9 protein-coding genes and 1 tRNA gene are annotated in these 10,965 nt (G+C 48.0%); 6 read left to right on the top strand and 4 right to left on the bottom strand.

Annotation, left to right across the window (positions count from 1 at the left end; genetic code table 11):
* Positions 1-146 precede the first annotated feature (146 nt).
* From FTO68_RS11405 to FTO68_RS11395, 3 genes are all read right to left on the bottom strand, one after another.
* On the bottom strand, positions 147-1,529 hold the full coding sequence (locus FTO68_RS11405; protein WP_255333539.1) for a hypothetical protein: 1,383 nt from the start codon (positions 1,527-1,529) through the stop codon (positions 147-149).
* Positions 1,530-1,935: 406 nt separating this feature from the next.
* On the bottom strand, positions 1,936-3,102 hold the full coding sequence (locus tag FTO68_RS11400) for a hypothetical protein (RefSeq protein WP_255333538.1): 1,167 nt from the start codon (positions 3,100-3,102) through the stop codon (positions 1,936-1,938).
* A gap of 847 nt (positions 3,103-3,949) precedes the next feature.
* Positions 3,950-4,021: transfer RNA gene (locus tag FTO68_RS11395), tRNA-Gly, on the bottom strand.
* Between the two features lie 207 nt (positions 4,022-4,228).
* Between FTO68_RS11395 and FTO68_RS11390 the strand changes: the two genes are divergently transcribed.
* The 6 genes from FTO68_RS11390 to cobA are packed head-to-tail and all read left to right on the top strand — an operon-like array spanning position 4,229 to position 9,996.
* Positions 4,229-4,891, top strand: a complete 663-nt coding sequence (locus FTO68_RS11390; RefSeq protein ID WP_255333537.1) for a precorrin-2 dehydrogenase/sirohydrochlorin ferrochelatase family protein — start codon at positions 4,229-4,231, stop codon at positions 4,889-4,891.
* Positions 4,884-6,158, top strand: coding sequence for a glutamyl-tRNA reductase (gene hemA, locus FTO68_RS11385; RefSeq protein WP_255333536.1), 1,275 nt, complete (start codon positions 4,884-4,886; stop codon positions 6,156-6,158). Before FTO68_RS11390 ends, hemA begins: the two co-directional genes overlap by 8 nt.
* Positions 6,137-7,120: a porphobilinogen synthase gene (gene hemB, locus FTO68_RS11380; RefSeq protein ID WP_255333535.1), complete on the top strand. Its 984-nt coding sequence runs from the start codon at positions 6,137-6,139 to the stop codon at positions 7,118-7,120. The genes hemA and hemB overlap by 22 nt, the downstream gene beginning before the upstream one ends.
* Positions 7,107-8,351 (top strand): glutamate-1-semialdehyde 2,1-aminomutase, encoded by a 1,245-nt coding sequence (gene hemL / locus FTO68_RS11375; RefSeq protein ID WP_255333534.1) that lies wholly within the window; start codon positions 7,107-7,109, stop codon positions 8,349-8,351. The genes hemB and hemL overlap by 14 nt, the downstream gene beginning before the upstream one ends.
* Entirely contained in the window at positions 8,339-9,226 is an 888-nt protein-coding gene (hemC, locus tag FTO68_RS11370; RefSeq protein ID WP_255333533.1) for a hydroxymethylbilane synthase, read from the top strand. The genes hemL and hemC overlap by 13 nt, the downstream gene beginning before the upstream one ends.
* A 2-nt stretch (positions 9,227-9,228) precedes the next feature.
* Positions 9,229-9,996: a uroporphyrinogen-III C-methyltransferase gene (gene cobA, locus FTO68_RS11365; protein WP_255333532.1), complete on the top strand. Its 768-nt coding sequence runs from the start codon at positions 9,229-9,231 to the stop codon at positions 9,994-9,996.
* Between the two features lie 2 nt (positions 9,997-9,998).
* On the opposite strand, the gene FTO68_RS11360 is transcribed toward cobA, so the two are convergent.
* Positions 9,999-10,787: a histidine kinase dimerization/phospho-acceptor domain-containing protein gene (locus FTO68_RS11360; RefSeq protein WP_255333531.1), complete on the bottom strand. Its 789-nt coding sequence runs from the start codon at positions 10,785-10,787 to the stop codon at positions 9,999-10,001.
* Positions 10,788-10,965: the final 178 nt, after the last annotated feature.

The raw sequence follows: 10,965 nt of genomic DNA, 5'->3' as shown, positions 1-10,965 counted from the left end.
ATATGACTGGCACCAGTTTTCGGCAGCGATAGACACCACAGAATTAATCTGTGAGAAGACAAGATTGGTAGTAAGGTGGATCACTTTTAGATGAGCCAAGTGGATCAAAATTAAATGAGCGAAAACAAACGTCCACAGAGAACATATCACTCCAGATCCCATGAAGGGCTGCCCCAGACAGATCCAAGGTTAATAGTGAGATAGGTATCTTTGACTTGTAAGGTCTGTGGAACTTCAAAGATTAGAGTACCCTGGGCCATTTCTTTTCTATTCAATGTCTGTTGCCTATACATCTGACCAAGTGATGTATAGGCGCTCGTCTGAATGGGGTTGAAAGTATCGCCCCCGCCATGAAGCGTAAATGCCGAGATTGACGGAGTCTGGATGGTGTATCTCCGCCCGTCAAGATTGCCCCGGTGAGTGACTTTGATGAATACAGCTATATAGGTTCGGCCAGATGGTGCGGTTACATAAACCGTTCCGCTATCTGTCTCGTACCAAAATGAAGAGAGCAAACGTCCATATTGTGGGTAGATGGAGATCTCGTTACTCCGTGTCGCATCCATATAGATAAACGGAGTGTTCTTTTGGAGGAGATCATCGGGTTTTGACGGTTGACTGAGTTGTGAGAGCTGGAAGGTATAGAGGCTCCGCTCATCAACCTCCCCGGGTTTGATCGGGATATCCTTCAGCGCAGAATCCAGATGTTCTGTTGCTGATGCCAGAATATTCAGGGCCTCGCGCCGTTCATTCTCTGAAGCAGGAAGCCCGCGCCGGAGATAGGTGGCGGCCTTCATGAACTGCACCATTGCATGCTGATAATCGCGTTTTCTTTCGCTTTCATTCGGAGATACATACAATGCCTCAACCTCATTGAAACTCTCCTGCGCCAGAGCATGGAGAGCATCATTATTCGTGTTGAAAATATTGGTGTTTGATTGATCAATTGCAATAACCATCTGCATTGTGATGATTGTCAACGGTATGGCCTCTCTTTTAATGGTATCAAGGAAGCGCTCATCATCGTACTCGATGGCTGGGACGATCTCTTCAGGTTCCGGATCCGGCGGGAGTTCCGGGGTGGTATTCACAACGAGAACTGTAGTTCCAAAATATTTTGAGAGAGCGGCAAATGCCAAAGGAGATTCTGATTCCGCAGAACCGATTGATGATGATGAAGATACCGGTGTATCTTCAGTTTCGATTGCTGGAGCAGTTGAAAAAATTATTGCCGTGAGAAAGAGTGTTGCGATGAGAATAATGATCGCATTGAGATATACTTCTTTGATGGATATATCCTGTTTATGTTTTGATCTACTCTCAGTTATACCCGTTTCTTCATCTAAAATCCGATCCACCACATTAGTGGAACGATCCGGCTGCAGAAGTGATGCAGATACCTGCGCCTCGTCTTGTAGCTCCTTTTCATCACTGGTTTTTGGGAGGGCATCTGCTGTGAAGAAATCAACATCCAGAATGGCCGGATCGTCTGGATCGACCAGGATAAGGGCTCCATTGCTTATCCACATATGTTCTCCGTTCCTGAAAAGAACGTGTTTCTGGCACCCTTTATAGCGCTCTCCAATGATCCTTCCAACACCATAGTAATGGTGCTTAACTACATCCCCACGTGATATCATAGGTTGGATCAACACCGCTTAATGAAATTTCCAGGAGTTCAGATTAGATTATAAGTATCAGGTAGTTTTCATATTCCAGAGCACAATGCCGGTTCAAATCATCACACCGAAACCTCATGCCAGAAACACCTCCGGAGATGATCTCTCACTGAATCTTCAATAGTAGTGATGATCCTAAACTCAGATAAAATGTACGATTATACTTCCCGGAAGAGAGTGAGTTGCTGAAACTTGTTGATCGCTCTTCTGTACCATACAACTCCGGTACCAGAACAGTATGAAGCGGATGGACTGGTTACACAAGATTCCATGAGGTGGTGCCATAGGTTGATCCAAGATTCACAGAGAGATAGACATTATCAGTTGTGAGGGTATCGGGCACCTCAAAAAGAAGTGAACTCTGGCTGGATTCACGGCGGTCAAGTGTCTTCTGTGTATACATCTCTCCAAGTGATGTGTACTTCGGTGTGGTAATCGGCTTGTATGATCCATCCGGACCATGAAGTGTGAATGATGAAATGGATGGTGTCTTAATTGTATATGTTTTTCCATCCAGGTTACCACGATGGGCAATTCTCAGATAGACCATCATATAGGAACTACCCTCGGGGGCAGTCACATGCTCTGTCTTTTTGTTTCGGCCATTCAGCTCCTCATAATAGAAGGTCTGGAGAAGACGGCCATATTGAGGAGATAGAGAGATCTCGTTGCTTCTGGTAGAATCGTAATAGACTAGCGGCATGCGTACCTGGAGGATATCAGCCGGGCGGGTTACCTCTGGCTCCGGATCAACCGTCATTGCTGTATCGACCGTGATTGTATCCGGTATCTCTGTCACCCTCATGCAGTTGATGTTTCGGACTGCATTATCTAATAACTCGATTGCACGTGTGAGGGAACTATAGGCATCCCTTCGTTCTGATACAAATTGAGGTGAACCCTCTTTGAGAGTGCGGGTGACTTCTACAAAAATCTCCATTGATTCCAGAAAGACCTGTTTTCTCCCGATATTATTATCCTCGACATCAAGTGGTTCAACCAGGTCCTGAAGATCAACAGCAAGATCATAAAGCCTTTCTGCAGAATTACGGAGGTTGTTCTGCTCATTTTGATCGAGTGCAATAATACACTGAAGCGAGAGGAGATTTAAGCTAAAAGATTTGTTGCCAAGTACCATTAAGAAGATCTCATCGTCAGTTGGGGGAGTAATAACTGAGGTATTCTCTGTGCAGTTCAGAGCATCAGCCCCTTCCTCGTTATCCTTCGAGGACTTTCCAAAATATTTATTCAGAAAATCCATCAATTGAAAAGGCTCATCCTCTCCCATCTCATCCTTACCGGGAATGGATCCATCCTCGCCAGGGGAGTAATTATTAGATACCTCGTTCTCTGTTTTTGGCGGTGACTGTGGATCCAGTGATACAGGCAATGCCTGTGTCATGATAATACAGCAGATGAGCACACAACTCACCAGGACGAGAATTTGACGGATGGATGTCATAGAGACGGCTTTGGAAGCAATTTTTCATATCATCTGCACAGGAATAGTATCTTTCGATACACGCTAAATAAAGCGAAAGACAGACAGGATCCTCATTTTACAGGATGTATCGATCTCCATTCCAATTATCTGCTACCAGTTTCGGACAGTATTTTATCTGATGGTAATCAATAAAAACATTTCTCATAGTTGCTGACTTTGGCTGATCCTATGATCAATACAACCATTGAACTGTAGTACTACATCAATACCAGGATCATACATGTCAATGGTGAAGGTTCAGGCTACAAGAAATCTTCCCCAGGCGAGTGAAACCAGAGGCGTATCACTGCGGTGCCTGAAGAGAGAGCAGAGATATGCAGGCATATACGAAGCCTGTTGACAATAAAAGTATCAATATATCGCGCGTATTCCAAATAAGCGGAATTATGAGAATAAATATCGATTTTGCATGACATGTACAGAGTATTACAGAAATGCCGGACAAAGTGTACGATAGATTCATAACCTGACATGTAAACGAAGTGATTGTCCCAGATGATATTGGGGGGAGGTGAAATATCCTCATGGCATATGAAGCACAGGGAAAGAAGGGTAAAGACGCAGCAGTTGAGAACAAGTCAAAAGATATGAAGGGAGCAAAGAAGGGCGGCAAGAACTAAACTCCCCCTCATCCCCTTTCTTTTTTTTAATACCAATAATACGATATCTTTTCTGAAGAATGAAAGTAATAAGCGAGCGTATTGATCAAACACTCTAATTAGAGCATATCTGCCTTGAATGAATTAATAAAACGAAAAGAAAAGGATGCGCCGACCGGGACTCGAACCCGGGTTTAGGCGTTGGCAACGCCTAGTGATAACCACTACACTATCGGCGCACTTCGGACATCGCTGCCCTGCGACCTTACATTATAGGAATTGTCCGTATTTATTCATGTCGATCTGACTTTGAATTCGGGAGAATGGGTGGGTGGAGAGGAGGACCACCAATCCAGTATAGATCGATCTGACGATTAGATGATAAAAATAGCATCGCCTCAGAAAAATCGTCATCTTAATAGGCGAGCATCACTAACCTTGAAGAAATGATCCCCCTGATCATCGACTTCAGCAGGAAGAAAGTCGTTATCTTCGGCGGAGGTGCAGTTTCTGCCAGAAAAGCACGCTACTTTCAGGATGAGGCTGAACTAACGGTGATCAGCAGAAGTTTCTCTGATGCAATTAAAGCATCTCCGGCGAACCTGATGCAATCCGATGTCGGGGAGATGAGTGACGAAGAGATTCTGTCTCATCTGGAAGGTGCATTCCTTGTGATCTCCGCACTCCCGGATAAAAACCAGAACAACCGTATTGGGAGGCTGGCAGCCGAAGCGGGCATCCTTTTCAATAATGCCGATGGGGAAGCCGGGGATGTGATCATACCTTCAATTCTCCGTGGACGCCACCTCATCGCAGGGTTCTCAACTGGCGGCGAAAGCCCGGCCGTCAGCAGGCATCTCAGGGATCGGTTTGAGACTATAATACCCGAGATCGATGCGATGGTCGATCTCCAGATTGTACTTCGGGATGCATTAAAAGCAACCAACCTGAAACAGGAAGAGCGGGCTGAGAGGCTGAGAGATGCAATTATTGACCCGGAAATCCGGGAAGGGCTTCAAAAGGATATGGATGCAACCATTCATCTTGCTCTGAGGCGGTACAGTAGTGAGACAATGCCCAAAATCAACAGAGGGAATAGCGATGAATGACGGGCTTCTTGTAAAAATTGCCATCGCCGGGCTCGATCACACTATAGCAAGCCAGAAGGATCTGGAAACATTCAGGTTCCAGGATGAAGAAGAGTTCATCCGCCAGGCTCGATCCCTCTTCAAAGGTGCGATTCTGCTTCAGACATGCAACCGTGTTGAGGTGCTCGTCCAGGGAGAACCAGACGATCTTGCCCGTTTCATGCAGGGTACCGGCAGAAACCAGTTTACCATCCATCATGGACTGGGTGCACTCCGCCATCTCCTCGGGCTCGCAGCCGGCATCAACTCCATGATCGTGGGTGAAGATCAGATCCTCGGACAGATGCGGCAGGCACTCCTCTCATCCACAGAATATGGAGGAAACAGTCAGATCATTGATATCTGCATCAACACCGCAATCCATTTCGGGGTTATGGTCAGGCAAAAGACGATGATCAACCGTGGATCTGTTTCAATCGGGTCAGCTGCGGTGCGGCTCGCTGAAGACCTCCTCGGAACCCTGAAGAAACGGCATATCCTTGTCGTTGGTACCGGAGAGATGGGGCGCCTCGTCACAAAAGCGCTTCAGGAGAAGGACCTGACCGCCATCTATGTGACAAACCGGACATATGAACGCGCCGTTGAACTCGCGGATGAGATCGGAGGGAAAGCCGTCACCTTCAAGGATCTCTTCCCATTTATCATACTCTCTGATGTCGTCATCTCCTGCACTGCCGCACCTCACCCTGTGATAAGGCATATGGATCTCGAAAAAGCGATGCAGGGGAGAACCTGGCCCCTTGATACCGGGCCAAAACCCCTTGTCATTATCGATATCGCCCAGCCTCGTGATACCGATGATACCATACGGGAGATCCCTGGTGTCCATCTCTATACAATCGACGATCTCAGGTCAATCTCAGAAGAGAACCTGGCTGCACGGCAGAACGAAACAGACACTATCCGCTCACTCATCGAGGCTGAACTTGGAACCTTCATCCAGCGGATCAACCGTGCCGCTGCAAATGACACTATAGCCGCCCTACATACCTGGGCAGAAGCTATCCGGATACGTGAACGGGACAAGGCAATCAACCGGCTTGGAAAAGCAGATCACAAAACCATTCAGATTGTTGACGATCTTTCCCGGGTCCTTACCGGCAAGATCCTGGCAGATGCAACGATGGCAATCAGGATAAGCGCAGAACAATGCGATCTCGAATCTGCCGGGATGATCGTAGATGCAATCACAAAAGGAGAGAAGATATGTTTCCAGAGACACGATTAAGAAGACTCAGGCAACGGAGACTTCAGCCACTTCTGCGGGAGACTGAACTGAGGGCAACAGATCTCGTTGCACCCCTCTTTATTGACGAGACGATTTGCGGGGAATATCCGATCGGATCTATGCCGGGTCAGTCACGCATACCCCCAAACGGAATTGCTTCTGTTGCCAGGCGCCTGTATGATGCCGGCATCAGGGCTGTGATCCTCTTTGGGATTCCGGGTAAGAAAGACTTTCATGCATCATCTGCCTTTGATCCAGAGGGAGTGATCCAGAATGCAGTACGATCGATTCGGGAAGCAGTTCCCGGGATGGTCATTATGACCGATGTTTGCGCATGCGAATATACCGATCACGGCCACTGTGGAATTATCATCGAAGAGAGGGACGGGCCGGATCTCGATAATGACAGCTCTCTTGCACTAATGGCAAAGATTGCAGTCAGCCATGCAGAGGCGGGGGCGGATATTGTTGCGCCTTCCTGTATGCTTGACGGACAGGTAATAGCAATCCGGGCTGCACTTGATGAAAGTGGATTCGAAAAGACGCCAATTCTCTCATATTCGACAAAATTCGCAAGCGCCCTCTATGGACCATTCCGTGAGGCCGCAGATTCGGGGTACTCATATGGAGACCGGACCACCTACCAGATGGATCCGGCAAACGCAAGAGAGGCGTTCCGGGAATCTGAACTTGACGCTGAAGAGGGAGCTGATATCCTGATGGTGAAACCCGCAGGATTATACCTGGATATTTTAAAAGAGATCCGATCCCTTGGACTGCCGGTTGCAGGATACCAGGTAAGCGGCGAGTATGCGATGATTAAAGCCGCCGCAGAAAAAGGATGGATCAATGAAAAACAGGTGGTCCTTGAATCCCTGACCTGTATCAAACGGGCGGGTGCAGATCTGATCATTACCTATTTTGCAGAAGATGCCTGCAGGTGGTTGCATGAGAAGCGATGAATTATTTAGACGAGCACAAAAAATCATACCCGGAGGGGTAAGCAGCCCTGTCCGGGCAATTAAACCCTATCCCTTCTATACCGTTTCTGGAAAAGGAGGACGGATCAAAACAGCTGATGGAACCGATCTCATTGACTGCTGTCTTGGATATGGGCCATTGATCCTTGGGCATGCCCATGAAACAATTAAAAATGCTATTTTAGAACAGCTTGAGAACGGCTGGCTCTATGGAACACCGGCAGAACAGGAGATCAATATGGCAGAGCGGATCATCCGTGATCAGCCCGGCATTGAGATGCTACGGTGTGTCTCAAGCGGATCGGAAGCCACAATGGCAGCTATCCGGCTTGCACGTGGATATACAGCGAAGAAGAAGATTCTGAAGGTCGAAGGTGGCTTTCACGGTGCCCATGACAGCGTCCTGATCAAGGCGGGTTCAGGTGCAACCACTCTTGGAATACCAGACTCAGCCGGAATTCCTCCAGGTGTTGCGGAATTTACCAGACAGGTTCCCTATAACGATCCCGAGGCGCTGGAACAGATCCTTGCTGCCGATCCTGATATCGCGGCATTCATTCTGGAACCGGTGATGGGGAATATCGGCCCTATACTGCCGGATGATAACTACTTAAAAGAAGTGCGGGAGATCACAAAGGCTCATGATGTTCTGCTCATCTTTGATGAAGTGATCACAGGATACAGGCTTTGCATCGGCGGGGCTGCAAAGGAGTATGGTATCACCCCGGATCTGACTACACTTGGAAAGATCATCGGTGGCGGACTTCCAATCGGCGCTTTTGGAGGAAAGCGTGAGATCATGGAGATGATTGCGCCGGCCGGCCCGGTATACCAGGCAGGAACCTTCAGCGGCAACCCGCTCTCACTTGCTGCCGGTATAGCGACGATCGACTATCTTAATGCTCACCTGGAAGAGTATCGCCATGCTGAGGAGCGCACCCGTGCAATTGAAGAGAGCCTGCCATCATCTGCCGGGGGATCATTTGTCAGATTGAATTCAATCTTCAAATATTTCTTCAGGCAGAATCCGCCAAATAACTACAAAGAAGCAAAAGAGAGCGATACTGATGCATTCGGAAGGTTCTGGAAGGGTGCGCTTACCAAAGGAGTATTCCTCCCACCAGCCCAGTTTGAATCTAACTTCCTCTCATTTGCACACACAGATGAAGATATCGAGACGATTGCCGGGGTTTACAATTCATGCCTCCCATAATCCGTATAGGCACACGGGCAAGCGCCCTTGCCAGGCGGCAGACTGAGATCGTCTCCCGGTTTCTTCATGAGAATGGCATTGGAACCGAGATTATCATCATTAAAACCGAAGGGGATGCCGATACCGGTGTTCCCCTTCACCAGGTGGGCGGACAGGGAATTTTTGTCCGGGCACTGGATGATGCGATCATTCGTGGTGAGATTGACTGTGCGGTCCATAGTATGAAAGATATCCCTGCTGCCCGACCTGACGGGATCAGAACAGCAGCGGTACTTGCCCGCGACCCTCCCTATGATTACCTTGCATTCGAGATTCCGCTTGAAGAAATCTCCTGTATCGGTACCTCCAGTACGAGAAGGAAGGCACAACTTCTCCGCTATGACCAGGAATTTGAGATCAAAGAACTCAGGGGCAATATCGATACCCGGATTAGAAAAATGCGATCAGGTGAGTACGACGCAATCATGCTTGCAGAAGCAGGGCTTGCCCGGATGTCAATCCACTTAAACGGAATCAGGTTACCGACAGTACAATTTGTCCCTGCACCAAATCAGGGGACAATTGCAGTCGTCTGCCGGGATGCACCTGAGACCATAGAAGCGCTCGAGCCACTTGACCATCCTGCCACACGGCAGGATACACTTATCGAGCGTGCAGTGATGGAAGAGGTTGGTGGCGGTTGTTTTACGCCTCAGGGCATATACTGCCAAAACGGCAACCTGATTGCAGAAGTACTCTCTCTGGATGGAGGGAGATTTGAAAGGATGGAAGAACACGTGGAGACAATTGATGATGCACGCAAAATTGGAATAGAGTTGAGAGAGCGCGCATTGGATCTGATCCTCGAAGCAAAAGCCATACTGGGGTTGAATTAGCGATGAACGGAATCGTATATCTCGTCGGATCCGGGCCGGGCGGCCTTGGTTTATTGACATTTCGTGCACGTGAAGTGATCGATTCAGCAGATGTAATCCTCTATGATCAGCTGCCCGGAGATGAAATACTCGCAACCTTACCGGCATCTGCTGAAAAGATCAATTGTGGGAAGTTCGGTGGTTCCCATACCATGAAACAGGAAGAGATTGAAAGCCTGATGGTTGAGAGGGCGCATCAGGGGAAACGGGTTGTGAGGCTGAAAGGAGGCGATCCCTTTGTCTTCGGAAGGGGCGGAGAAGAGATGGAGGTGCTGAGAGAACAGAATATCGACGTTGAAGTCGTACCCGGGATCACAAGCGCAGTTGCAGTGCCTGAATGCTCGGGTATCCCGGTCACCCACCGGAGCCATGCGAGCCAGGTTACGTTTCTGACAGGCCATGAGGATCCGACAAAAGAAGAATCAGCAATAGACTGGGAATGGCTTGCCAGATCACCCGGTACTATCGTGATCCTGATGGGTGTGAAAAATCTGGATCTGATCACTGCATCCCTCATGAAGCATGGAATGCCCGGCATTAAGCCTGTGGCAATCATCGAGCGGGGTTTTCGCCAGGATCAGCGGGTTACCATAGGATCATTATCAGATATCACAGAGAAAGCCAGGGCAACGGGAGTTGCGCCACCTGCAATCATCGTGATAGGGGATGTCGTCTCCCTTTACCGTGATGGAAGCGAAGGGGCGTGGAGCCGGAAGAATACGAACCAATAACCCTATTTTCGATTCCGCCTTAAGAAATTGATTACATTCTCCGACTCAAGCCACCCTTCATCCAGTTTTTTAATTCTAGCATCAATCTGCTCGATCTGATCCTCGATTATCTCAACATACTCGGTACGTTCTTCAAAGAGAGAAAGGTATCCGCGAATCGTCTGGAGAGGATTCCGGATATTATCGCCAAGTATGGCAAATTGTTCGATATTATGGCTGAGCTGTTCAACTGAAACCTGCCGCTCCTCTTCAATCCTAACCCGTTCAGAGATATCACGCGCAATCCATATGGCTGAGGGCCTGTTATTCAGAAGGAACGAATGCATACTCACCTCAACAGGTATCGGATCTGAGCGGGACGGAAGGAAATGCCCAAGAATAAAGTGATTATCCAGTCTGATTCCATCCTCATCAATGCTAAAGACCTTCGAGAGGCGCAATCCGATGAGTGCATCCCGTGATATATCAAGCATTGAAAGAACAGCCTCATTGGCATCGAGTATTATACCTGGTTTATCATCCAGATCAAGTGCAACAAGGAGCATCGGATCCATAGCTACATTAAAGAGGAGCCGATAGCGCGCTTCACTTTCACAGATCACCTGCTGATCCTCCTCGATCGATCTGAGCATTACCTGTATTGAATTGAGAAGCGTATTGATCGATTTGGCAAGTTCTGTAACTTCATCGTCACCCTGCACCCTTACTGATCCTATCTGAAGAGATTGGCCGCCAATATCCTGCACCTCCCTGTTCAGGGCAGAAATTCTCTCAAGCCCAAACTTTTCCACACATAGGGCATAATCTCTTCACATAGCACTCTTTTCATCAAACCAAGGCCACACGACCAAAAGATCTATATATTATTATTCCCTAATATTATTACATGGAAGACTGGGCGGAAGAGTGGCTTGCTAAACAGCGCGAGATGGGAAAGAAGTGCCTTGAGATCAAGTACATCCAGGGGAA

It is taken from the genome of Methanocalculus taiwanensis, from assembly GCF_024372745.1.
In the GTDB taxonomy this organism is placed as follows: domain Archaea; phylum Halobacteriota; class Methanomicrobia; order Methanomicrobiales; family Methanocorpusculaceae; genus Methanocalculus; species Methanocalculus taiwanensis.
The sequence above is the reverse complement of the archived record's forward strand: the minus strand, read 5'-3'. Positions and strand labels throughout refer to the sequence as shown.